Origin of the sequence: Curtobacterium flaccumfaciens pv. betae, from assembly GCF_026241855.1 — a bacterium.
GTDB lineage: Bacteria > Actinomycetota > Actinomycetes > Actinomycetales > Microbacteriaceae > Curtobacterium > Curtobacterium flaccumfaciens.
In genome coordinates this window covers 2,895,088-2,917,474 of the sequence record NZ_JAPJDC010000001.1, presented here as the reverse complement: position 1 = coordinate 2,917,474, position 22,387 = coordinate 2,895,088, and the positions used below count along the sequence as shown (strand labels likewise).

The 22,387-nt window shown below is 69.9% G+C and carries 21 protein-coding genes; 9 read left to right on the top strand and 12 right to left on the bottom strand.

Annotated features, from left to right (window positions below):
* Window positions 1-10 precede the first annotated feature (10 nt).
* Genes ORG17_RS13675 through ORG17_RS13660 form a run of 4 tightly spaced genes read right to left on the bottom strand, consistent with a single transcriptional unit; the run spans window position 11 to window position 4,216 of the window.
* Window positions 11-1,030: an ABC transporter substrate-binding protein gene (locus ORG17_RS13675; RefSeq protein ID WP_027466141.1), complete on the bottom strand. Its 1,020-nt coding sequence runs from the start codon at window positions 1,028-1,030 to the stop codon at window positions 11-13.
* Between the two features lie 11 nt (window positions 1,031-1,041).
* Window positions 1,042-1,965, bottom strand: a complete 924-nt coding sequence (locus ORG17_RS13670; protein WP_214526794.1) for an ABC transporter ATP-binding protein — start codon at window positions 1,963-1,965, stop codon at window positions 1,042-1,044.
* Window positions 1,962-3,101 carry a FecCD family ABC transporter permease gene (locus ORG17_RS13665; protein ID WP_214526795.1) on the bottom strand — a complete coding sequence of 380 codons (1,140 nt, stop codon included), beginning with the start codon at window positions 3,099-3,101 and terminating at the stop codon, window positions 1,962-1,964. The genes ORG17_RS13670 and ORG17_RS13665 overlap by 4 nt, the downstream gene beginning before the upstream one ends.
* 11 nt (window positions 3,102-3,112) lie before the next feature.
* The gene (locus tag ORG17_RS13660) at window positions 3,113-4,216 is read right to left on the bottom strand and encodes a FecCD family ABC transporter permease (protein WP_231495694.1); all 1,104 of its coding nucleotides are present in this window, start codon (window positions 4,214-4,216) and stop codon (window positions 3,113-3,115) included.
* A 28-nt stretch (window positions 4,217-4,244) separates the two neighbouring features.
* Between ORG17_RS13660 and ORG17_RS13655 the strand changes: the two genes are divergently transcribed.
* A complete protein-coding gene (locus tag ORG17_RS13655; RefSeq protein WP_214526796.1) occupies window positions 4,245-5,075 on the top strand; it encodes a siderophore-interacting protein in 831 nt (276 codons plus the stop codon).
* A 647-nt stretch (window positions 5,076-5,722) separates the two neighbouring features.
* Here the strand turns inward: ORG17_RS13655 and ORG17_RS13650 are convergent.
* The 3 genes from ORG17_RS13650 to ORG17_RS13640 all read right to left on the bottom strand — a co-directional run bounded on the left by ORG17_RS13650 (window position 5,723) and on the right by ORG17_RS13640 (window position 9,047).
* Window positions 5,723-6,634, bottom strand: coding sequence for a carbohydrate ABC transporter permease (locus tag ORG17_RS13650; protein ID WP_027466145.1), 912 nt, complete (start codon window positions 6,632-6,634; stop codon window positions 5,723-5,725).
* Between the two features lies 1 nt (window position 6,635).
* The gene (locus ORG17_RS13645) at window positions 6,636-7,607 is read right to left on the bottom strand and encodes a carbohydrate ABC transporter permease (RefSeq protein WP_027466146.1); all 972 of its coding nucleotides are present in this window, start codon (window positions 7,605-7,607) and stop codon (window positions 6,636-6,638) included.
* Window positions 7,608-7,691: 84 nt separating this feature from the next.
* Window positions 7,692-9,047 (bottom strand): extracellular solute-binding protein, encoded by a 1,356-nt coding sequence (locus tag ORG17_RS13640; protein WP_027466147.1) that lies wholly within the window; start codon window positions 9,045-9,047, stop codon window positions 7,692-7,694.
* A 295-nt stretch (window positions 9,048-9,342) separates the two neighbouring features.
* On the opposite strand from ORG17_RS13640, the gene arfA reads away from it, so the two are divergent.
* Window positions 9,343-10,848: an arabinosylfuranosidase ArfA gene (gene arfA / locus ORG17_RS13635; protein ID WP_214526797.1), complete on the top strand. Its 1,506-nt coding sequence runs from the start codon at window positions 9,343-9,345 to the stop codon at window positions 10,846-10,848.
* Window positions 10,849-11,166: 318 nt separating this feature from the next.
* On the opposite strand, the gene ORG17_RS13630 is transcribed toward arfA, so the two are convergent.
* Window positions 11,167-12,192 carry a LacI family DNA-binding transcriptional regulator gene (locus ORG17_RS13630; RefSeq protein WP_035808788.1) on the bottom strand — a complete coding sequence of 342 codons (1,026 nt, stop codon included), beginning with the start codon at window positions 12,190-12,192 and terminating at the stop codon, window positions 11,167-11,169.
* A 196-nt stretch (window positions 12,193-12,388) separates the two neighbouring features.
* On the opposite strand from ORG17_RS13630, the gene ORG17_RS13625 reads away from it, so the two are divergent.
* From ORG17_RS13625 to ORG17_RS13610, 4 genes are all read left to right on the top strand, one after another.
* Window positions 12,389-13,333 carry a carbohydrate ABC transporter permease gene (locus tag ORG17_RS13625; protein WP_214526798.1) on the top strand — a complete coding sequence of 315 codons (945 nt, stop codon included), beginning with the start codon at window positions 12,389-12,391 and terminating at the stop codon, window positions 13,331-13,333.
* The gene (locus tag ORG17_RS13620; RefSeq protein WP_027466151.1) at window positions 13,330-14,301 is read left to right on the top strand and encodes a carbohydrate ABC transporter permease; all 972 of its coding nucleotides are present in this window, start codon (window positions 13,330-13,332) and stop codon (window positions 14,299-14,301) included. Before ORG17_RS13625 ends, ORG17_RS13620 begins: the two co-directional genes overlap by 4 nt.
* Before the next feature lie 97 nt (window positions 14,302-14,398).
* On the top strand, window positions 14,399-15,733 hold the full coding sequence (locus tag ORG17_RS13615; RefSeq protein WP_173034953.1) for an ABC transporter substrate-binding protein: 1,335 nt from the start codon (window positions 14,399-14,401) through the stop codon (window positions 15,731-15,733).
* A 121-nt stretch (window positions 15,734-15,854) separates the two neighbouring features.
* Window positions 15,855-17,684, top strand: coding sequence for a glycoside hydrolase family 35 protein (locus ORG17_RS13610; protein ID WP_214526799.1), 1,830 nt, complete (start codon window positions 15,855-15,857; stop codon window positions 17,682-17,684).
* Window positions 17,685-17,783: 99 nt separating this feature from the next.
* Here ORG17_RS13610 and ORG17_RS13605 read toward each other — a convergent pair whose 3' ends face one another.
* Both ORG17_RS13605 and ORG17_RS13600 read right to left on the bottom strand, forming a co-directional pair.
* A complete protein-coding gene (locus ORG17_RS13605; protein WP_214526800.1) occupies window positions 17,784-18,248 on the bottom strand; it encodes a hypothetical protein in 465 nt (154 codons plus the stop codon).
* On the bottom strand, window positions 18,245-18,544 hold the full coding sequence (locus ORG17_RS13600) for a biopolymer transporter Tol (RefSeq protein ID WP_214526801.1): 300 nt from the start codon (window positions 18,542-18,544) through the stop codon (window positions 18,245-18,247). The genes ORG17_RS13605 and ORG17_RS13600 overlap by 4 nt, the downstream gene beginning before the upstream one ends.
* A gap of 44 nt (window positions 18,545-18,588) precedes the next feature.
* Between ORG17_RS13600 and ORG17_RS13595 the strand changes: the two genes are divergently transcribed.
* Window positions 18,589-19,662 (top strand): spore photoproduct lyase family protein, encoded by a 1,074-nt coding sequence (locus ORG17_RS13595; protein ID WP_214526802.1) that lies wholly within the window; start codon window positions 18,589-18,591, stop codon window positions 19,660-19,662.
* Window positions 19,663-19,678: 16 nt separating this feature from the next.
* On the opposite strand, the gene ORG17_RS13590 is transcribed toward ORG17_RS13595, so the two are convergent.
* Window positions 19,679-20,779 (bottom strand): SDR family oxidoreductase, encoded by a 1,101-nt coding sequence (locus ORG17_RS13590; RefSeq protein WP_111104290.1) that lies wholly within the window; start codon window positions 20,777-20,779, stop codon window positions 19,679-19,681.
* A gap of 122 nt (window positions 20,780-20,901) precedes the next feature.
* Between ORG17_RS13590 and ORG17_RS13585 the strand changes: the two genes are divergently transcribed.
* Together ORG17_RS13585 and ORG17_RS13580 are read left to right on the top strand one after the other, a co-directional pair.
* Window positions 20,902-21,495 (top strand): nucleotidyltransferase domain-containing protein, encoded by a 594-nt coding sequence (locus tag ORG17_RS13585; RefSeq protein ID WP_214526803.1) that lies wholly within the window; start codon window positions 20,902-20,904, stop codon window positions 21,493-21,495.
* Window positions 21,496-21,506: 11 nt separating this feature from the next.
* Window positions 21,507-21,893 (top strand): hypothetical protein, encoded by a 387-nt coding sequence (locus tag ORG17_RS13580; RefSeq protein WP_146247968.1) that lies wholly within the window; start codon window positions 21,507-21,509, stop codon window positions 21,891-21,893.
* A 22-nt stretch (window positions 21,894-21,915) separates the two neighbouring features.
* On the opposite strand, the gene ORG17_RS13575 is transcribed toward ORG17_RS13580, so the two are convergent.
* Window positions 21,916-22,314 carry a DUF3253 domain-containing protein gene (locus tag ORG17_RS13575; protein WP_111057637.1) on the bottom strand — a complete coding sequence of 133 codons (399 nt, stop codon included), beginning with the start codon at window positions 22,312-22,314 and terminating at the stop codon, window positions 21,916-21,918.
* Window positions 22,315-22,387: the final 73 nt, after the last annotated feature.

Genomic DNA, 22,387 nt, shown 5'->3' with positions numbered 1-22,387 from the left:
GGCGTGGGTCCTAGGACAGCTTCTTGCTGTCCTCCAGCCAACCCGCGAGCTTGGTCATGTAGTCGGCCTGCGACGCGTAGTCGAGGGCCGGGAACGTCCAGCTGTGGACCTGCCCCGCCTCGAGCGCGGCGTTGTCGGCGAAGGTCGGCTGCTTCTCCAGATCGGCGACCTGGTAGCCCTGCTGCGACAGCAGCAGCACGTCACCGGTGATCTGGCCGGCGTTCTCCCACGAGTAGATGCCCCAGTAGAAGCCCTCGGGCTTCGGGTTGACGAAGTCGACCCCGTACGACGCGTACATCTGCAGCGACGGCTCGTCGGTCGGGCGGGTGACGTAGGCGCCGTCACCGTCGGCGTACATCGAGACGACCGACAGGTCCTTCTCCTTGGAGACCTTCTCGAGCTCGTCGGCCGCGGTGTCGAAGCGCTTCTCGGCGGCGTCGACCGTCGACTCCTTCGCGCCGAGGGACTCGGACAGTTCCGCGATCTTCTCGATGACGTCCTCGCCCTTGCCGCCCCACTTCACCTGGACGACCGGCGCGATGGCCTCGATCTGCTTCTCCTGCGCCGTGTCCTTGAAGCCGTAGCCGGGCTGCTTCGTGTCGAGCGTGCCCTTGGCGTCGGTCGGGTAGACCGACGTGACGACGAGGTCGGGCTTGAGCGCGGCGAGCTTCTCGAGGTCGATGTCGCCGTAGGCGGTGCCGAGCTGCGTGATGCCGTCGGTGTCCAGGCCCTCGAAGCGGGCGTCCTTCGCCATCGTCAGCTGCCCGAAGGTGCCGACGGGCTTCAGGCCGTACTCGATGAACGACAGGGCGATGTCGTTCAGCACGACGACGCGCTTCGGCGTGTGGTCGACCTTCACGGTGGCGCCCGTGGCGTCCTCGTACGACCACGCCTTCGACGCGGCGGTGCCGCCGTCGGAGTCGGAGTCGTTCGAGTTGCCGGTGCTCGAGCAGCCGGTCAGGAGGAGTGCCGAGACGGTCACGGAGGTCAGGAGGGCGGCGCGCAGGTGGCCACGTCGGGAGGTCTTCACGTTAGGAGAGGCTAACCTAAGTTCGCAGCACTCGCCAGCACGTCTTGGGTTTTCGTCGGCACCGTGTGCTCGGTCGGGGCGCTCGGGGCCGTGTGCTCCGTCGGGGCACTCGGCACGGGGTCGTGCTCGTCCGCCTCGGGCACGATCATCGGCGCACCGGTCACCGGGTCGGCGAACACCCGGGCGTGCAGACCGAAAGCCTGCTCGAGCAGTGCCGGGGTGAGGACGTCGTGGGGTGTGCCGTCGGCCACGACCCCGCCGTCGTGCAGCACCACGAGCCGGTCGGAGTACCGCGCCGCGAGCGACAGGTCGTGCAGCACCATCACGATCGTCGACCCCTGCTCGCGGTTCAGCCGCCGGACGAGCCGTAGGACCTCGAGCTGGTGCGCGAGGTCCAGGTAGGTCGTCGGTTCGTCGAGCAGGAGCGTCTGGGCCTGCTGTGCGACGACCATGGCGATCCAGGCGCGCTGGCGCTGCCCGCCGGACAGGCTCGTGACGTCGCGGTGTGCGACCTCGGTCAGACCGGTGGCGGCGATGGCCTCTTCGGCGACGGCCGCGTCCTCGGCGGTCCACGGCTTCGCCCACGACTGGTGCGGGTTCCGGCCGCGCATCACCAGGTCGAGGACGCTGGTTCCCGCGGGGGCGACGGGGGACTGCGGCAGGATCGCGAGCTTGCGGGCGACCTGGCGGTTCGGTTCCCGGCGGATCGGGGTGCCGTCGAGCAGGACCTCGCCGGCCTGCGGCTTGAGCACGCGGCCGAACGCCTTGAGCAGCGTCGACTTGCCGCAGCCGTTCGCGCCGAGGAACGTCGTGACGGTGCCGCGTTCGATGCGCAGGTCCAGGTCGCGCAGCACGGGCTGGCGGTCGTAGCCGACGGACAGGGCCGTGGCTTCGAGGACGGGGGTGTGGTGCTCGTGCTGGTGCGGTGTTGTCATCGGGACATCTCCTTGCGGTGACGGACGAGGAGCCAGATCAGGTACGGCGCCCCGATCACGGTGGTGATGATGCCGACCGGCACCTGCCACGGGAACGCGGAACGGGACAGCAGGTCGGCGGCGAGCACGAGCACGGCGCCGAGGGCACCGGCGAGCAGCAGCGGCGGCCGGTTCGTGCCGGCGAGCCGGAGCCCGACCTGCGGCACGACGAACGCGACGAAGCCGACCGGCCCCGCGGCGGCCACGGCGGCGGCGGTCAGCACGACCGCGAGCGCGATGACGAGCAGCCGGTGCCGCTGGACGCCGAGACCGACGCCCGTCGCGACCTCGTCGCCGAGCTGCCCGATGCCGAGCGCCGCACTCGTCGCCAGTGCGATCGGCATCGCGACGACGGCCACCACGAGCAGCGGCCAGACGCTCTCCCACGAGGTGCTCGACAGGCTGCCGACGAGCCACTGCGACGCCGCGGTGGCGACGGTGATCTTCGCGCGGACGAGCAGGTAGCTCGTCACGGCGTCGAGCGTCGCGCTCACGCCGATGCCGACCAGCACGAGCCGGTAGCTCTGCACACCGCCGCGCCAGCCCAGGCCGTACACCAGGACCGCAGCGACCAGGGCGCCGATCGTGGCAGCCACCGGGATCCCGCCACCGAGCAGCAGGGACGAGACCGAGTACGTCCCGCCGCCGAGCACGATGGCCGCGACCGCACCGACGCTCGCGCCCGCGGTGACACCGATGATGTCCGGGGTCCCGAGGGGGTTTCGCGTGAAGGTCTGGGTGAGCGCCCCGGCGACCCCGAACGTCAGGCCGACGAGTGCGCCGGTGAGCACACGGGGCAGGCGCAGGGTGGTGATGATGAAGGCGTCCGGACCGGACTCCAGGCCGAGCAGGGATCTGATGACGACCCCGGGAGCGATCCACGTCGAGCCGACCGCCGTCCCGATCACGATGAGCACCAGGACGGTGGCGAGCGATCCGACGGTGTACCAGAACACCCGGGGGCGCCAGGCGAGGCCGACGGGGCCGATGCGGATGCCGGCGCGGCCGGGGGTGTGGGCAGCGGGGGTGGGCGTGCCCGGCGTGGTGGTCTCGGGCGTGCTGCCGGTGCTGCCGGGCGTGCTGCCGGTGCTGCGCACCGCTGCCCCGCTCACAGTGACACCAGCGACCGGCGACGGGCCACGGCGACGAACACGGGGCCGCCGATGACGGCGAGCACGATGCCGACCTCGACCTCGGAGAACCCGCCGATCAGGCGACCGATGACGTCGGCGAGCAGCACGAGGGCGGCGCCGACGAGACCGGAGACCGGCAGGGTCCAGCGGTGTCCGGTGCCGACGAGCGCGCGGGCGACGTGCGGCACGGTCAGGCCGACGAAGCCGATCGGGCCGGCAGCAGCGGTGGCGCCGGCGGCGAGCAGCGTGATCCCGCCCAGGCCGACGAGCCGGGCGACGAGCACGTTCTCGCCGAGCCCCTTCGCCAGCTCGGACCCGAGCCCGAGGGCGTCGAGGGCGCGGACGTTCAGCACCGCGAGCACGAGCCCGGCGGCCAGGAACGGCCACACCGCCCCGAGGATGTCGAGCTGGCGTGCGGCAAGCGACCCGACGACCCAGAGCCGGTACGCGTCGAGCGAGGCCTGGTCGGTCAGCACGACGAAGGAGGTCAGGGCGGCGAGCAGTGCCGACACCGCGGCCCCGGCGAGGGCGAGCGGAACCGGACTGGCCGTGCCGCTGCCGGCGATGGTCACCGAGAAGACGACGACGCTGGCGACCAGGGCCCCGACCAGGGCGAACCAGACGGTCGCGCTCGTGCTCGTCACCCCGAACACGTAGACGCCGAGCACCACCGCGAGCCCCGCTCCCGACGAGACGCCGAACAGGCCGGGGTCGGCGAGCGGGTTGCGGGTGTGTCCCTGCATGAGGAGTCCGGCGATGCCGAGAGCCGCACCGACCGCAGCACCGATCAGCGTGCGCGGGATGCGGGAGCCCCACACGATCGCCTCGTCGGTGCTCGACCCGGAGCGTGTGAGCCCTGCCCACACCTCGGCGACACCGATGCGGTTGCTGCCGAGCAGCATGCTCGCCACGGCGACGAGCACCAGGGCGACGACGAGTCCGATGATCACCGCGGTCCGCCGCCGCATCGCGGTCCGGTGGACGCCGAGGGCGCGGGACGCATCGCCGGCTCGGGCTCGGGACGCGTCGGGTTCGGGGGCCTCCGGACCGGAAGCCAGAACGGGATTGGGGGCTGGCACGGAAGTCATCTTAGGTTAGCCTTGCCTCATGGCGAAGACCCCGCGGCTCCTGCCGACGAACCCCCGGCTCTTCCGCGCCCGTGTCCTCCGGACCCAGCGGGTGACCCCCTCGATGCACCGCGTCACCGTCACCGGGGACGACCTGCACGAGTTCGGCTACCTCGGCTTCGACCACTGGTTCCGCCTGTTCGTCCGACGCCCCGACCAGGACGCCTTCCGGATGCCCGACCTTGACGGCAAGAAGTGGTGGCCGACGTTCCTCGGCATCCCCGAGGACATCCGCCCCCACTGCGCGAACTACACCGTCGCCGCGTACCGCCTCCTCGCCGACGGCACCGCCGAGCTCGACATCGACTTCGTCGTACACCTGGACCACCGCGGCGAGCTCGAGGGCCGCGCCGCGATCTGGGCCTGCGCCGCACGTCCGGGCGAGGAGCTCGCGATGCTCGACCAGGGCTGCATCTTCGATGTCCCCGCCGGTACCAGCGAGGTCGTCGTCGCCGCCGAGGAGACCGGCCTGCCCGGCGTCGTCGGCATCGCTGCCTCGTTGCCGCGCGACACCGTCGGCCGCATCATCCAAGAGGTCCCGACCGCCGCCGACATCCGCGACCTCGACGCCCCCATGGGCGTGCAGGTGACGTGGATCGTCCGGCAGCCGGGCACCATCCCCGGCAGTGGCGCCCTCGCCGAACTGCAGCGGCACGTGCCGTCCGACGACCAGGGCTACGCGTTCGTCGTGGGGGAGTCGCGGCTCGCAACGGAGGGCCGCCGCCACCTGCACCGTGCGGGTCTGCCGAAGTCGCGCATCACGTTCTCCGGGTTCTGGAAGCACGAGACGAAGGTCTCCGTCCCCGCCTGACCCGCGCGGCACCTGGTGCTTCCGGGCGGACTGCCACAGAACTTCTGCCCAGGTACGCCCGTTCTGCCCAGGTATGCCCGGTTCCGCCAGTCATGCCCGGTCCCGCCGGGTACGCCCGGTCCCGCCAGGTATGCCCGGTTCCGCCAGGTACGCCCGGTCCTTCCCCTGGCGCGCGCGGCACCTGGTGCTTTCGGGCGTACTGCTACAAAACTTCCGCCCGAGTATGCCCGTTCTGCCCACGTATGCCCGGTCACGCCAGGTACGCCCGTTCTGATCAGGTACGCCCGGTCCTTCCCCTTGCGCGCGCCTTGCCTGGTGCTTTCGGGCATACCGCCACAGAACTTCTGCCCGGGTACGCCCGTTCTGACCAGGTACGCCCGGTCGCGCTAGGTACACCCGGTTCGGCCCGGTACGCCCCGTTCTGACCAGGCACGCCCGGTTCCGCCCGCTACGCCCGGTCCTTCCCCTGGCGGGCGCGTTGCCCGGTGCTTTCGGGCGTACTGCCACAGAACTTCTGCCCAGGTACGCCCGATTCCGCAAGGTACGCCCGCTCTCGCCAGCCGCGCCGCGCTCGCGACGCGACCAACGGACGGACGGGAGGCCCGGTGCCAGCGGGCACCGGGCCTCCCGTCCGTGGTGGGGTGGCGTCAGCCCTTGAGGCCCGAGCCCGTCACGCCCTCCACGATCTGCCGCTGGAAGATCAGGTAGAGGATGATGAGCGGCAGCGCCGCCAGGATCGCACCGGCCTGGATGTCGGCGTAGCGCTGCCCGAAGCTGCCCTGGACCGTGGCGAGCCCGACCGGGATCGTCATGAGGTCCGGGTTGGACAGCACGAACAGCGGCAGCAGCAGGTTGTTCCACACACCGACGAAGGTCAGGATCGTCACGGCCGCGATCACCGGACGCGACAGCGGCAGGATGACCGACCAGTAGACCTTCCAGATGCCGGCGCCGTCGATGCGCGCCGCCTCTTCCAGCTCCTTCGGGATGCCGTCGAAGAACTGCTTGAAGATGAACACCGCGATCACGGCGGGCACCTGCGGGAAGATCACCGACCAGTAGGTGTTGAGCAGGCCGACCGCGTTGAGCTCCTGGAAGATCGGGATGATCAGCACCTGCGTCGGGATCATGATCCCGAGGATGATGAGCAGGAACGCGATGTTGCGGCCGCGGAACACCAGTCGCGACAGGGCGAACGCCGCCATCGACGCGAACAGCACGGTGAGTGCCGCCGTGACGACGCTCGTGATGGCGCTGGCGAGGTACCAGTTCCAGATGTCGCCGGCCTGGAACAGCGACGAGTACGAGTGCAGCGTCGGGTTCCAGTTCGACAGGATCGCGTTCGCGCCGAGGGCGGCGACGCCGTTGTCGGACAGCGACGTCTTCAGGGCGAAGACGCTCGGGATGAGCCAGATGATCGCGAAGATCGTCAGGACGATCCCCGACGCGATCGTGAAGCCACGACCGCTGACGCCGATCTTCGCGGCGCTCGTGGGAGCGGCGGACGAGACGCCGGTGCGGAGCTTGCGGCCGGTGGTGATGCTCTCGGTGGCGGTCATGTCAGGCCCCGATCTCTCGCTTGGCGGCAGCGCGCTCGACGAGCTGCCGGATGACCGCGATCGCCACGATCACGATGAACAGGAGGACCGACGCGGCCGATGCGGCACCGAGCCGGTTGTCGGTGAAGCCGACGCCGGTGATGAGCTGCAGCGAGACCTGGGTCGAGATGCCCGGCCCGCCGTTCGTCATCAGGTAGACCTGGTCGAAGATCTTCAGGCTCGCGATGATCTGCAGCAGGACGACCAGCGTCGTCGTGCGGCCGAGCAGGGGGAGCGTGATCGACTTGATCTGCTGCCAGTTCGACGCGCCGTCGACGGCGGCTGCTTCGTACAGTTCGCGCGGGATCTCCTGCAGACCGGCCAGGTAGAGCACGAAGTTGAAGCCGAGGGTCCACCACACGGTGGCGATCGCGACACCGATCATGGCCGTGTTCGGGCTCGACAACATGCCGGAGCCGGGCGTCATGCCGATCGCCGACTGCAGGCTCGCCCACAGACCGGTGCTCGGCGTGAAGATGAACACCCAGATCAGCGAGATCGTCGCCGACGGCAGGATGAACGGCAGGAAGAACGCCAGACGGAAGAACCACTGCCCCCGGTTCATCCGGTTCGTCAGCACGGCGAACACGAACGCCAGGATGACGAGCGGCGGGGTCGTGTACAGCGTGAACTGCAGCGTGTGCCAGAGCGACGACCAGAAGTCGCTGCGCCCGAGCATCTCGGCGTAGTTCGCGAACCCGGCGAAGCTGCCGAGCCCGGTGCGGACGGTCGAGGTGTTGAAGAAGCTCGTGACGATCATCCAGACCGTCGGGCCGAGCAGGAAGGCCACGTAGAACAGGCCGAACGGGGCGAGGAACAGCCAGCCGCTGCGGCCCTGGCCGCGGTTCACGCTGGAGCCGTAGGAGCGGTTCCGGCGGAGACGCGGCGCGGTGGCCGCGTCGGTCGGCCGGTCGAGGACAGGTGCTGTGGTCACGTCATCGTGCCTTTCGCGCGGTGTTCACGGCGATCGCGGGGGTCGTCTGCCCGGGGTGGTCCCGCCGGGTGGTTGCGTGCCGGGTCACAGGGGGCTCGGGGTGTTGAGGTACGTCGCGAGCTGCGACTTGATGGCGCTGAGGGCCTGCGCGGGGGACGAGCTGCCCTGCTGCACGAGGGCGAGCTGGGCGCCCACCGTGCCCTCGAACGTCGAACCCGAACCGCCGTACCAGGCGGCGTCGTCGAACACGGCGGTCTCGGCTGCGGCCGCGTAGTTCGACTGCGGAGTGAGCTTCTTGTACGCGGCGCTGTCGAACGTCGGGATGTAGGCCGGCACGTGCCCGCCCTCGGCCCACGTCAGGCTCTGCTCGAGCATCTGCTTGATGAAGAGCATGTGCTGCTTGCGCTGCTCCGGCGTGCGGGCCTTCTTCGGCAGGACGAACGTGTGCGAGTCCGCCTGGGTCGCCGGCTTGTCGTAGAGCTGGGGGATCGGCGCCATGCCGAAGTTCAGGCCCTTGATCGACTGCGCGGTGCTGATCTCCCACTCGCCCTGCATGAAGAAGCCGGCCTTGCCGTCGAACATGAGCGACTGCGCGGTGGCGTAGTCGAGGGCCTTGTTCAGCCAGCCCTCCTTCACCCACTTCTGGGTCCGGCTCGTGACCTCGTTGTAGGCGTCCTCGTTGACGGTGAGCTTCGATCCGCCGTCGCTGATGAACGGGGTGGCGTCCTTCAGCTGGTTGTACATCGTCCAGAAGAAGCGCCACGGGGTGGCCGTCTCCGGCACCACGTTCGCGACGTTGAGCGCCGTGCCGCCGGTGACCTTGGCGACCGCGGCGAGGGCCTTCTCGAAGTTGTCCATGCCGTTGAGGTCGACGAGGTTGCCGTCGCCGTCGATCAGGCCGGCCTTCTTGCAGACGTCGACGTTGTAGAAGAGGACGAAGGGGTGGGTGTCGAGCGGGACCGCGATGTTGTTGCCGTCGGTCTTCTGCGCCGCCCAGGCCTTCTGGTTGAAGTCGGCGGCGCTCAGGCCGACGCTCGCCAGGTCGTCGGACGTGATCGGGTCGAGCAGGTCACCGTCCCAGAGCGGCTTCGCGCGGGTGAGGTGCGCGACCGCGACGTCCGGCGGCTTGTTCCCGACGGTCGCCAGTGTCAGCTTCGAGTAGTACGGGTTGCCCCACGCGAACGTGGTGCCCTGCAGCGCGCTCGAGCCGCCGTGCTGCTTCGCGTAGCCGTCCTCCATGGCCTGCATGCGGACGCCGTCGCCGCCGCCGAACAGGTTCCAGAAGACGAGGGTCTCGGGGTTGAGTGCGCTGCCGGCGAGGCCAGCGGCGAGGGGGCTCGAGCAGGCGGCGAGCGGCAGGACCGTCGCGGCCGCTGCACCGGCGGCGAGGAAGCCCCGGCGCGAGAGGCGCGACGCGGGTGTTGCGGGTGGGATCGGCATGGCATCACTCCATCGGGATGGGCCGGGCTCGGGAACAGGGTCGGTGCTCCCGCCGGAGCATCGCTGCTCCGGACCCGGAGCACTGCTGCTCCGGACACGGAACGACCTTCCGGTGCTCCGTGAGCGCTCACATTAGCGCTCGCTCCCGGCATCCGCCACCCCTTTCGCGACGGCGCGGAACCCGGTAGCGTTTCTGTCAGGTGAGCGCTCACTTTCGTGACGGCCCGCTTCGGTTCCCGTCCGTGGCCCCACCCGCTCCCCGCACGAACCGCACTGCCACGATCGAAGGAGATCCATGCCCCGCACACACCTCGTCCTCGACGCCGCGTTCACCGTGGGGCCGGTGCGACGTCGCCTGTTCGGCGGGTTCGTCGAGCACCTCGGCCGCCACGTCTACGACGGCATCCACGAGCCCACCCACGAGACTGCCGACGAGCACGGCTTCCGCAAGGACGTCGTCGATCTCGTCAAGGAACTCGGCGTCTCCGCCATCCGCTACCCCGGTGGCAACTTCGTCTCCGGTTACAAGTGGGAGGACGGCGTCGGCCCCGTCGAGCAGCGCCCCCGCCGCCTCGACCTGGCCTGGCACTCGACGGAGACGAACGAGGTCGGCCTGCACGAGTTCCAGCACTGGCTCGACCAGGTCGGCTCGGAGCTCATGCTCGCCGTGAACCTCGGCACCCGCGGCACGCAGGAGGCGATCGAGCTCCTCGAGTACGCGAACATCGACGCCGGCACCGCACTGTCCGAATACCGTCGTTCGAACGGTCGCCAGGAACCCTTCGCCATCAAGATGTGGTGCCTCGGCAACGAGATGGACGGCCCGTGGCAGCTCGGCCACAAGAACGCCGACGACTACGGCAAGCTCGCAGCCATGACCGCCAAGGCCATGCGGCAGATCCAGCCCGACCTCGAACTCGTCGCCTGCGGTTCCTCGGGAGCGTCGATGCCGACGTTCGGCGAGTGGGAGCGCACCGTCCTCGAGCACACCTACGACGACGTCGACTACATCTCCGCGCACGCCTACTACGAGGAGGACGACGACCTGCCGTCGTTCCTCGCCTCGGGCGCCAACATGGACCACTTCATCAAGACGGTCACCACGGCCGCCGACCACGTCCAGGCGCAGAAGAAGTCCGACAAGCGCATCGACATCTCGTTCGACGAGTGGAACGTCTGGTCGATCAAGAAGTGGGAGGCGAAGGCCAAGACCTTCACGCTCGACGAGTGGCCCGTCGCCCCGCGTCTGCTCGAGGACGTCTACACCGTCGCCGACGCCGTCGTCGTGGGTGGCCTGCTCATCTCGCTGCTCCGCCACGCCGACCGCGTCGCCTCGGCCTCACTCGCCCAGCTCGTCAACGTGATCGGCCCGATCATGACCGAGCCCGGTGGCCCGGCCTGGCGCCAGACGACGTTCTTCCCGTTCTCGGTCACCTCGCGCCTGGCGCAGGGCACCTCGCTGCAGGTCAAGGCGTCGGGCGACACGGTCGACGGCGGCAAGCACGGTGAGGTCCCGGTCGTGGACTCCGCCGCCACCGTGTCCGAGGACGGCAAGGCCGCGGTCTTCCTGATCAACCGCCACCCCTCTGAGCCGACGACGGTGACGATCGACCTGGCCGGCATCGGTGCGACGGGCGACGTCCACGCCGAGGGTGTCTGGGACGACGACCTGCACGCCGTGAACGACCTGGAGAACACCTCGCGCGTGGGGCTCCGCACGAACGAGTCGGTCCGCCGCGAGGGCGACACCGTCACGATCGAGCTCCCGCCGGTCTCCTGGACCGCCGTCTCGATCGGCTGACAAGACGCCTCGGCGCACGCCACGGCGGGCGTCGAGTGAGCACAGAGGACGTCGGGCGCTCGCGCCCGACGTCCTCTGCGCGTTGCGCGTGCGCGGCGGGCGCGCCGGGGGCGAGTTCACGGGGTGGGCGACACCTCACGGGGTGACGGCCGCGTGGACTGTCGCTGGGCCCGTGACGTGGCCCGCGCGGCGGCCGGGAGGCCCGTGGCGGCCTGGCACCGGGCCTCCCGACCGGCGCGTGGTGACTCCACGGCCTGGGCGACACCTCACGGGAACGGGCCCGCGTGGAGTGTCGCGGAGCGCGAAACGCGCGCCCCGTCAGCGCGCCGGCGGCGCGGCCGTGCTCGCCCGCTCGACGAGCCGCACCGGCACCAGGTCGGCCGCGACGCTGACCCGCTCGCCGTCGATCTGGGCGAGCAGGTTCGCGACCGCTCGGCGGCCGACCTCGTCGAAGGACTGGTGCACGGTGGTCAGCGGCGGCCAGAACGAGTCGGACTCGGGGGAGTCGTCGAACCCCACCACGCTCAGCGACGACGGCACCGGGCGACCGGACTCGTGTGCTGCGCGCAGGACCCCGAGGGCGGTCTGGTCGTTCGCGGCGAACACCGCGGTGATCTCCGGGCGTGCAGCGATCTCGAGCCCGGCCTCGTAGCCGTGCTCGGTCGTCCAGCCGCCGCGGAACACCGGGGGGACCGGGCGACCGGCGCGCGTCAGGGTGTCCTGCCACGCGGCGAGGCGACGGGCGGCCGAGTACGACGACTCCGGCCCGGCGACGTGCCAGACGGTCTCGTGCCCCAGGTCGAGCAGGTGCTGCGTGGCCTGCCGGGCGCCGTCGGCCTGGTCGGTGTCGATCGCGGGGTGGTCGGTGCTGCCCGTGGAGTCGATGATGACCATGGGCACGCCGTCGGGCAGCACGACCTCGGCGGTGTCGATGATGTGCGACTCGATGATGATCACGACGCCGTCGACGGCCTGTTCGTGCAGGCGCGAGAACGCGGAGCGGACGCCGGCCTCGGTGCGCGAGGCCATGGGCAGCAGGGTGATCGTGAAGTCGGCGACCCCGGCGGCGTCGGCGATCGCCTCGAGCGTGCGCATGTTGCCGAAGGAAGCGAGCGTGAACATGATCACGCCGATGGTGCGGAAGCGGCCGGAGCGCAGGGCGCGGGCGGCACGGTTGGGCCGGTATCCGAGGGACTCCATCGCGCGCTGGACGCGGTCGCGGGTCTCCGGGCTGACGTTGTCGAAGCCACGGGCGACGCGTGAGACCGTCTGCATCGACACCCCGGCGGCGTCGGCCACGGCGGCCATCGAGGGGGCGCGGCGGGTGCCGGCGGGGGACTCCATCGTCACGCTGGCGCTCCTTCCGGATCGAGGGGCCGAACGGTCGGCCTCCCCGGACGCTAGCGCATGTTGACGTTGCCATGCTATCGTCGCGTCGTTCGATGTTGACGTCAACATCGGTGACCGCCCGGACACCCTGATCCGGCCCGGGCCGAGCCGCCGACATCGACCACCCGAACGCAGCAGACGAAGGAGTCACATGAGCACGCTCGCAGCGCGCCCCGGTGAGGCAGCACCGCGCCCCACCGCCGAGCGCCCCGCCGGCCGCCGCCCCAAGCAGCGGGGACGGTTCACCGGATGGCTGTTCGTCGGCCCGTTCGTCGTCGTCCTGGTCCTGATGCTCATCGTGCCGATCGGCTACGCGCTCTGGCTCAGCCTGTTCCGCGACCAGCTCATCGGCGGCAACCAGTTCGTCTGGTTCGCCAACTACGTGCAGCTCTTCCAGGACGCCAAGTTCTGGTCCGGGTTCGGTCGGGTCGCGATCTTCCTGGTCGTCCAGGTGCCGATCATGCTCGGCCTCGCGCTCGTCGCTGCCCTGGCACTGGACAGCGCCCGACTGTGGGGGACGAGCTTCTTCCGCATCGCGGTGTTCCTGCCCTACGCCGTCCCCGGGGTCGTCGCGGCCCTGATCTGGGGCTTCATCTACGGCAACCAGTTCGGTCTGACGGGCGCCGCGAACGACGCGCTCGGCATCGACCTGCTGCAGCCGTTCAGCCCGAGCTGGGTCCTGACGTCGATCGGCAACGTGGTCACGTGGGAGTTCCTCGGCTACAACATGCTGATCTTCTACGCGGCACTCCGCACCGTCCCCGGTGAGCTGTACGAGGCGGCCGAGCTCGACGGTGCCGGCCCGATGCGCACGGTCTTCTCGATCAAGCTCCCGGCGCTCCGCGGCCCGATGGTCATCGCCACGATCTTCTCGATCATCGGCAGCTTCCAGCTCTTCAACGAGCCGAACCTGCTCAAGACACTCGCGCCGAACGTCATCGGCAGCGCCTTCACCCCGAACATGTACGCCTACTCGCTGTCCTTCAGCGGTCAGCAGTTCAACTACTCCGCCACGGTCGCGATCGTGATGGGCGTGATCACCGCGGTGATCGCCTACGTCGTCCAGGTCCGCGGCACCCGCGAGGAGAACCGATGAGCACCATCCAGCACCCCGCCGGGCCCGCAGCGGCCACGGTGACCGAGGCGACCACGACGCAACGTGCGCCGCGCACCCGCTCGATCCGCGCCTCCAGGCAGCTCCGCACCGCGGAAGGCGGACGCAAGCCGAAGCGTTCCGGCCTGCTCACCGCGGTCATGGTCGTCTTCGTCGTGTACTCGTTCGCGCCGCTGTTCTACCTGCTCGTGAACAGCACGAAGACGCAGGCGTCGCTGCTCTCCACGTTCGGTCTGTGGTTCGGCGGGGACTTCAACCTCTGGCAGAACATCGTCGACACGCTGACGTACAACGACGGCATCTTCCTGCAGTGGTTCGGCAACACGCTGCTCTACGTCGTCGTCGGTGCCGGCGGGGCCACCCTGCTCGCCACCGTCGCGGGCTACGGCATGGCGAAGTTCCAGTTCCCCGGTCGCCGCGCGGTCTTCGCCGTCGTCCTCGGTGCCATCGCGGTCCCCGGCACGGCCCTGGCGGTCCCGACCTTCCTGCTGTTCTCGCAGGTCGGCCTGACCAACACCCCGTGGGCGATCATCCTGCCCTCGCTGATCAGCCCGTTCGGCATGTACCTGATCTGGACCTACGCGGTCGACGCGATCCCGGCCGAACTGCTCGAGGCCGCCCGCATGGACGGTGCCGGTGAGTTCCGGATCTTCTTCACGATCGCGCTCCGCCTGCTCGCGCCCGGTGTCGTCACCGTCCTGCTGTTCGCGGTCGTCGCCACCTGGAACAACTACTTCCTGCCGCTCATCATGCTGAGCGACCCGAAGTGGTACCCGCTGACGGTCGGCCTCAACCAGTGGAACGCGCAGGCCACCGGGTCCGGCGCGCAGCCGATCTACAACCTCGTCGTCACGGGATCGCTCCTCACGATCATCCCGATCGTGGTCGCGTTCCTCTTCCTCCAGCGCTTCTGGCAGTCCGGCCTCGCGGCCGGGTCGGTCAAGGCCTGACCCCTCGGACACCAGGCGCACGGCGACCCCGCCATGCGCCGCCCGGTCCGGCACACAGCAGCACCACCCCCTCCACGAAGAAGTGAAAGGCACTCCCATGAACAAGCGTCTCCGGCGCGGGCTCAGCGCCCTCGCCATCGGCGTCACCGCCGCGATCGCCCTCGCCGCGTGCGCCTCCGGCGGCTCCGGCTCCGGCGGATCGGCCGACGACATCGACAAGGCCCTGCAGGACGGTGGCACCCTGACCTACTGGTCGTGGACCCCGTCGGCGAAGGCCCAGGTCGCCGCGTTCGAGAAGCAGTACCCCAAGGTGAAGGTCAAGCTCGTCAACGCCGGCACCGGTGCCGACCAGTACACGAAGCTGCAGAACACGATCAAGGCCGGCTCAGGCGCCCCCGACGTCGCCCAGGTCGAGTACTACGCCCTGCCGCAGTTCGCGCTGTCCGAGTCGCTGCTCGACCTGTCGAGCTACGGCTTCGACTCGCTCGAGAAGGACTTCGCGAAGAGCACCTGGAGCTCGGTGTCGATCGACGGCAAGGTCTACGGCCTGCCGCAGGACTCCGGCCCCATGGCGCTGTTCTACAACAAGAAGGTCTTCGACAAGCACGGCATCGCCGTGCCGAAGACGTGGGACGAGTACGTCACCGCGGCCAAGAAGCTGCACGAGGCAGACCCGAAGGCCTACATCGCGGCGGACTCCGGCGACGCCGGCTTCACCACGAGCATGATCGCCCAGGCCGGTGGCACCCCCTTCACCACCGACGGTGACAAGGTGACCATCAACCTGCAGGACGAGGGCACCAAGAAGTGGACGAGCACCTGGAACGAGCTCGTCGAGCAGGGCCTGCTGTCGAAGACGGTCGGCTGGACCGACGACTGGTACAAGCAGCTCGGCAACGGTGAGATCGCCACGATGATCACCGGCGCCTGGATGCCCGGCAACCTGGAGTCCGGCGTCGCCCAGGCCTCGGGTGACTGGCGCGTCGCCCCGATGCCGACCTACGACGGTGGCACCGCCCAGACCGCGAACAACGGCGGCAGCGCCCAGGTCGTCATGAAGCAGTCGAAGAACCCGGCCCTCGCCGCGGGCTTCCTCAAGTGGCTGAACTCCTCGAAGGAGTCCACGAAGGTCTTCATGGAGTCCGGCGGCTTCCCGTCGACCACCGCTGACCTCGACTCGTCGGCGTTCCTCGACGAGAAGCCGGAGTACTTCGGCGGCCAGCAGATCAACAAGGTGCTCGTCGACGCGTCGAAGTCCTCGGACAACGACTTCACCTACCTGCCCTACCAGGTGTACGCGAACAGCGTCTACGCCGACACCGTCGGTCAGGCGTACGAGAACGGCACCTCGCTCGACGCCGGCCTCGAGGCCTGGCAGAAGGCCCTCGCCAAGTACGGCAAGGACCAGGGCTTCACGGTCTCGTCGAAGTAGTTCGACAGCATCCCCGCGGGGCCGTGCGGACACGTCCGCACGGCCCCGCTCCACGCCCGGCTCGGCTCCACGGCCGGCCCGGCTCGACGCCCGGCCCGGCCGGCAACGAAAGAACCACACCATGCGCTTCGCCATCGGCGACACCGACTTCCTGCTCGACGGCGAGCCGCACCGGGTCCTCTCCGGCGCGATCCACTACTTCCGTGTGCACCCCGACCTGTGGGCCGACCGGATCCGCAAGGCGAAGCTGATGGGCCTCAACACCATCGAGACCTACGTCGCCTGGAACGCGCACGCGCCGTCGCCCGGGGTGTTCGACCTGTCGGGTGGCCTGGACCTCGGCCGCTTCCTCGACCTCGTCGCCGCCGAGGGCATGCACGCCATCGTCCGCCCCGGCCCCTACATCTGCGCCGAGTGGACGAACGGCGGGCTGCCGTACTGGTTGTTCGCGGACGGTTCCGTGGGCGTGCGGCGCAACGAGCCCGGGTTCCTCGCGGCGGTCCGGACGTACCTGCAGCACCTGGCCCCGGTGCTGGTCCCGCGGCAGATCGACCAGGGCGGGCCCATCGTCCTGGTGCAGGTCGAGAACGAGTACGGCGCCTACGGCTCCGACCCCGAGTACCTGCGCGCACTCGAGCAGATGCACCGCGACATCGGGTTGACCGTCCCCTTCACGAGCGTCGACCAGCCGATGGGCACGATGCTCGAGGACGGTTCCCTGCCTTCACTGCACAAGACCGGTTCGTTCGGCTCACGCTCCGCCGCCCGGCTCGAGCGCCTGCGGCAGGCGCAGCCCACCGGACCCCTGATGTGCTCGGAGTTCTGGGACGGCTGGTTCGACAGCTGGGGCGAGCACCACCACACCACGCCGGCGTCCGCCAGTGCCGAGGACCTGGACGTCCTGCTCGCAGCCGGCGGCTCGGTGAACATCTACATGTTCCACGGCGGCACGAACTTCGGCTTCACGAACGGCGCGAACGACAAGGGCGTCTACCGCCCGATCGCGACGTCCTACGACTACGACGCGCCGCTCGACGAGGCCGGGCGGCCGACGTCGAAGTTCCACGCGTTCCGCTCGGTGATCGCGCGCTACGCGCCCGTCCCGCCGCTGCCCGCGACGATGGAGCCGGGTGGATCGGGTCGCCTCGTTCCCGTGGCCGCGTCCGGCGACGGCCTGGAGGCCCGGATCACCCCCGCCACGGACCTCGCCGTCCGTCTGGACCGCGTCGCGTCGCTCCGTTCCCTGCTGCCCACGCTCACGACGTGGTCCGCGCACGACGAGCCGCCGACCTTCGACGCCCTCGGGGCCGCGAGCGGCTTCGTCGCCTACCGCGCCGAGGTCGACCTGCCCACCGGAGGGGTGCTGACCGTCGGCACCGAGGTGCGCGACCGAGCGATCGTGTCGGCCGACGGTGTCGTCGTCGGGGTCCTGGAGCGTGAGCACCACGACCGCGCCATCGCCCTGCCGTCGGTGACCGGCACGCTCGAGCTCCTCGTCGAGGACCAGGGCCGCGTCGACTACGGCATCCGCATCGGTGAGCCGAAGGGCCTGATCGGCGGCGTCTCGATCGACGGCGTCCCGGTCGCCCGGTGGACGGCATCGCCGCTCGCCCTCGACCCCATCGCGCCGGCCGCCGTGACCGCGCTGTCCGAGGTCGCTCCGACCGGTGGCGAGGTGCTCGCCGGACCGACGTTCGCAGCTGGCTCGTTCGACCTCGACACCGTGGACGACCGGTACCTGTCGCTCGACGGGTTCCGGAAGGGTGTCGCCTGGGTCAACGGTTTCTGCCTCGGTCGGTACTGGTCGCGGGGCCCGCAGCAGACCCTGGCGATCCCGGGGCCGGTGCTCCGCCACGGTCGCAACGAGCTCGTCGTGCTCGAACTGCACGCCGCCGCTTCCCGTACCGCGTGCCTGCTCGTCGAGCCCGACCTGGGGCACACCGAGGCCTAGCCGCGCCGCCTGGTCGAATCGGGCGTACCTGGTCGAATCGGGCGTACCTGGTCGGAAGTTTCGACCAGGTACGCCCGATTCTGCTCCCCATCGCGGGCGTTATGGGACGTTTCGGACCTCGCGAGCCGCCGCCCACGCTCGAACTTCGAGGAGTGCCTCGCGTCGCCACCGCCAGAGCGGAGCGAACTTCGTGCCGTCGTCCTCCCATGCTCGGGTCAGCATCCAGATCTGCCGTCGGTGTTCGGCCCCGTGATCGTCGCGCCACTCGACGAACGCGTCGTCGAGCACCGCGGTGATCCCCGCACGCGGTGCGGTCCACGACGAGAGGAAGCCGGAGTACCGGAGGGTGTCGTCGCACAGGTGCACGGCGACGCGTCGGAGCCTGGCCGTGGCCCAGGTCCCGCCGGCGATGAAGGCGGCACCGAGGATGAAGACGAACACCCTTACCGATGCTCCGGGCAGGAAGGCCACGCTCGCGAGTGTGACTCCGGTCCCGATGATCACCGGGCCGAAGACGACGGCGGTCAGGGTGCGGTCCAGTCGAGGTGGACGGATCGTGGTCACGGCAGGGCGTCCAGGTCGGCGAGGGCGCGCTCGGCGTCGGCGATCCGGTCGGCCTCTGGGCGGCTCCACCACTCGGGGCCGCGTTCGCCCAGGCCGTGCTTGGCCACGCCGTTCCGGTGCCGCGCCGCCGCCAGGGCCTCGTCGTCGCCCGCGCGCTTCGCGGTCTTCACGGCGTTGCGCCCGCGCCCCAGGTGGGAGCGGAGTGCGGCGGCGAGCTCCTCGGGCAGGGCGGGGTCGGTGCGGCGCCAGCGTCGGCCGTCCACGACGAAGAAGTGGTCGTCGGGTTCGGCGGTCATGGTCCGAGTCTGCACCGTCGGTGGTGCCGGGTAGACAGGAGCCGATGAGCCACGAACGCGTCCGCCCGATGCTCGACGTCCGACGCATCTACGCCGAGCCGGCCGCGCTCGAACTGCAGCGTGGGCAGGAGATCGTCGGGCGCTGGCCGGACGCCGAGATCGTCCCGGTCGAGTCGCACTGGAACATCCCCGAGGTGCACGGCGACGAACGGAACGTCCAGCGCTGGGTGCGGATCAAGACCGAGGCGCTCCTGCTCGGCGTGAAGAAGTCGCTGGTGACCCGGCCGAACGGTCGCTCCGCCGACTTCATCGCACCGTCCACCGCGAACGGCTGCGCGATGGCGTGCGCCTACTGCTACGTGCCGCGTCGTAAGGGCTACAGCAACCCCGTGACGGTGTTCGCGAACATCGACCAGATCACCAAGCACGTGGCTCGGAACATCGCCAAGCAGGGGCCGAAGACCGAACCGAACCAGTGCGACCCGGAAGCCTGGGTCTACGACATCGGCGAGAACAGCGACTGCTCGGTCGACGCGATGATCAGCGACAACGTCCGCGACCTCTGCGACCTGTTCCGGATGACCCCGACGGCCAAGGCCTCGTTCGCCACGAAGTACGTCAACCGCGACCTGCTCGACTGGGACCCGATGGGCCGGACCCGGATCCGCTTCTCACTGATGCCGCACGAGACCGCGAAGGTCACCGACATCCGCACGAGCCCGATCGCCGAGCGCATCGCCGCGGTGAACGACTTCGTCGACGCCGGGTACGAGGTCCACCTGAACTTCTCGCCGGTCATCCTCACGCCGACGTGGGAGTCGGACTGGGCCGAGCTGCTCCGGCAGGTCGACGACGTGCTGTCCCCGGCCGCCAAGGCGCAGCTCGCTGCCGAGGTGATCTTCCTGACCCACAACCAGCCCCTGCACGAGGTCAACCTCGGGTGGCATCCCAAGGCCGAAGACCTGCTGTGGCGTCCGGACCTGCAGGAGCAGAAGGTGTCCCAGAACGGTGCCGTGAACGTGCGCTACCGGTCCGGCATGAAGGGGCAGCTCGTCGAGCGCTTCCGCGAGCTCGTGGCCGAGCACCTGCCGTCGTGCCGGATCCGGTACGCCTTCTGATCGGCGCCCTCCCCGATCAGGGGATGAGCCGGTCCGCCCGGTACCGGGCGAACAGGTCCGCGAAGGCCTGCTCGGTCCGGCGGAACGCCGTGAACCCGGCGTCGCGGCTCTTCCCCATGTCGGTGACGACCTCCATCGCTCGACCGAGGTCGGCGTCGGTGTGCCACCACGAGGCGAGCCGGGTGATGTCCGCCTCGGCGAGACCGTGGCGCTCGGCGATGCCGGCCCACTCGGACTCGTACGGCGCCATCTGCTCCTCGAGCGGTCGCGGAGCGTCCTCGTAGCCCACCACGCGCGCGGGGTCGACACCGAGGTGCGCGGCCAGGCGCGGCCACATCCAGCGCCACCGGAAGACGTCACCGTTCACGATGTTGAACGGCTCGTCCGCACCCTCGGGTGACGTCGAGGCCCACACCATGTGCTCGGCGAGGATGCCGGCGTCGGTCATGTCGGTGAGGCCGTTCCACTGCGCCTCACTGCCGGGGAACACGAAGTCCAGGTCGAGTTCCTTCGCCAGCGTGGCCTGCACGGCGAGTGTGAGGCCCATGTTCATGGCGTTGCCCACGGCGTGCCCGATCACCGTGTGGGAGCGGTGCACCGACCAGGTGAACCCCTGGCGCTCGGCGGCCGCGAAGAGTTCGTCCTCTTGCGCGTAGTAGAAGTTCGGGGTGTCGAGGCGCGGCTCCTCCTCGTGGAAGGGGGTGTCGGGCATCTCGCCGGCGGCGTACGCCTCGAACGGGCCGAGGTAGTGCTTCAGGCCGGTGACGAGGGCGACGTGCTCGAGCGGAGCGTGCGACAGTGCCGCGAGCAGGTCGCGGACCATGCCGCCGTTCACGCGGATGTTCTCCGCCTCGGTGTCCTGCCGCTGCCAGGCGGTGAAGAAGACGTGGGTCGGGTGCTCGTCGGCGAGTGCGGCCGTCAGGCTCTCCGGGTCGCGCAGGTCGGCCGCGACGGTCCGGACGCCCTGTTCGGCGAGCGGTCGGCGGGAGAGTGCCGTCACGTCCCAGCCGAGGTCGAGCAGGTGGCGCACCAGGGCGGAACCGGTGATGCCACTGGCTCCGACGACCAGGGCTTCGCGGCGGGCAGGGGTCGGTTCGGTCGATCCGGTTGCAGTCATCCCTCGATGCAACCCACGTTGGGCGACACGTGTTCCCTCACCGCGTCCCGGCGCCTGTCCTGTGTACACAGGAACGCACCACTTGTACCGTTGAGCGGTACACTCCCCGCGGAGGAATCGACATGCAACTCGCACAACCACTCGCCACGCTGCTGGGAGCCACACAGGCCGACGCGCTCCGCGTCCTCGCCCGGACCGATTCGGGCATGACCGGACGACAGGTTGCGCGGGTCGCGGGCGCTCCGCAGCACACCGGCATCAAACGAGCGCTCGACAAGCTCGAGGCGGCAGGGCTCGTGCAGGTCGAGCGCGGTCTGCAGCACTCTGCTTACCGGGTCAACCGGGAACACCTGCTCTGGCCGGCGGTGGAACTCGGACTCGAAGCCGGCGACGAACTCGAACGTCGGATCGGCGCGTACGTCGCGTCGGCGCAGGCCGGGGTCCTCTCGGTCTCGATCTTCGGTTCAGTTGCCCGAGGCACCGCGACGCCGACGTCCGACCTGGACCTCCTCGTCGTCTTCGAGGAGGCCGTCGACACGGACGTCGTCGTCCGCCTCGGTGACCTCGTCCGGCGGTGGACCGGCAACGAGTGCCAGGTCTTCGACGTGACCCGCGTTGATCTCCGTCGGTTCGTGGCCGAGGGAGACCCGCTCGTCGGATCGTGGCGAGAAGAAGCCCGAACAGTCTTCGGCGAGGAGATCAGGACGTACATCTGATGGGTTCCCGCGTGCGCGCCGTCGACAGGGCCGCAGTCGCGATGCGCCGAGACGAAGCGGAGTCCTACCTCGAGGTCGCGCTCCTCTACGTCGAGTCGACGAGCCACGCGGACTGGAAGGCCGCCGGTGCGAACGCTGTGCTCGGCGGGATCGCGGCGTCGGACGCGATCTGCGGTGCGATCCTCGGCCACCACCATCTCGGCGACGACCACGCCGCCGCTCGACGGCTGCTCGACACGGCCTGCGCACCGGACACCCGACCCGGCCTGCACTTCAAGCGCCTGACCGATGAGAAGACGAACTTCCAGTACTCGACGTCGCGTGTGACCCAGGAGAAGACACGGGCGCTGGTGACCGCGCTCGAACGGCTCATCCGTACGGTCCACGAGCGCACCTGAGGTGGGCGCACGGCGCCCGGGATCACCGCGGACGGCGGATGCGGATCGGACCCTTGGCGGTCGACGGGTCGACGACGGACCCGCCCTGGGTGATCTCGACCTCGCCGCGCGCGACCATGCGGCGGGCGGCTCGACGCGCGGGCTCCATCAGCGGTCGCCAGTCATCCGGGTCCAGCGAACGTGCCACCTCGGACGGGCAGATGCTCGAGGTCCGCGCCCGTGCCGCGAGCAGTTCGTCGATGCGCTGCTCCAGAGCCCGGTCGGTGTCGTCGAGACCGTGTCGACGGCAGGCTCCGGAACACCACTTCGCCTCCGGCGCCGCCGACGACGGCATCCGTCGTCCGCACGAGGCGCAGGTGCGCTCGACGTGTGCCGACTCCGACGCCGACGCATCGGCTTCCGTCCTGATCGCCCGTCCCATGGCCCCATCCTCGTCCTGCCCGGCAGGGCGGTGCACAGCGACCACGCACACGGTCCAGGTGCGCCTGGCAGCA

Coding starts and splice junctions, on each gene's coding strand:
- ORG17_RS13650 (WP_027466145.1), bottom strand. CDS start 6,634: ATGACCGCCACCGAGAGCATCACCACCGGCCGCAAGCTCCGCACCGGC.
- ORG17_RS13610 (WP_214526799.1), top strand. CDS start 15,855: ATGCGCTTCGCCATCGGCGACACCGACTTCCTGCTCGACGGCGAGCCG.
- ORG17_RS13640 (WP_027466147.1), bottom strand. CDS start 9,047: ATGCCGATCCCACCCGCAACACCCGCGTCGCGCCTCTCGCGCCGGGGC.
- ORG17_RS13625 (WP_214526798.1), top strand. CDS start 12,389: ATGAGCACGCTCGCAGCGCGCCCCGGTGAGGCAGCACCGCGCCCCACC.
- ORG17_RS13655 (WP_214526796.1), top strand. CDS start 4,245: ATGGCGAAGACCCCGCGGCTCCTGCCGACGAACCCCCGGCTCTTCCGC.
- ORG17_RS13585 (WP_214526803.1), top strand. CDS start 20,902: ATGCAACTCGCACAACCACTCGCCACGCTGCTGGGAGCCACACAGGCC.
- ORG17_RS13615 (WP_173034953.1), top strand. CDS start 14,399: ATGAACAAGCGTCTCCGGCGCGGGCTCAGCGCCCTCGCCATCGGCGTC.
- ORG17_RS13620 (WP_027466151.1), top strand. CDS start 13,330: ATGAGCACCATCCAGCACCCCGCCGGGCCCGCAGCGGCCACGGTGACC.
- arfA (WP_214526797.1), top strand. CDS start 9,343: ATGCCCCGCACACACCTCGTCCTCGACGCCGCGTTCACCGTGGGGCCG.
- ORG17_RS13590 (WP_111104290.1), bottom strand. CDS start 20,779: ATGACTGCAACCGGATCGACCGAACCGACCCCTGCCCGCCGCGAAGCC.
- ORG17_RS13595 (WP_214526802.1), top strand. CDS start 18,589: ATGAGCCACGAACGCGTCCGCCCGATGCTCGACGTCCGACGCATCTAC.
- ORG17_RS13670 (WP_214526794.1), bottom strand. CDS start 1,965: ATGACAACACCGCACCAGCACGAGCACCACACCCCCGTCCTCGAAGCC.
- ORG17_RS13600 (WP_214526801.1), bottom strand. CDS start 18,544: ATGACCGCCGAACCCGACGACCACTTCTTCGTCGTGGACGGCCGACGC.
- ORG17_RS13575 (WP_111057637.1), bottom strand. CDS start 22,314: ATGGGACGGGCGATCAGGACGGAAGCCGATGCGTCGGCGTCGGAGTCG.
- ORG17_RS13630 (WP_035808788.1), bottom strand. CDS start 12,192: ATGGAGTCCCCCGCCGGCACCCGCCGCGCCCCCTCGATGGCCGCCGTG.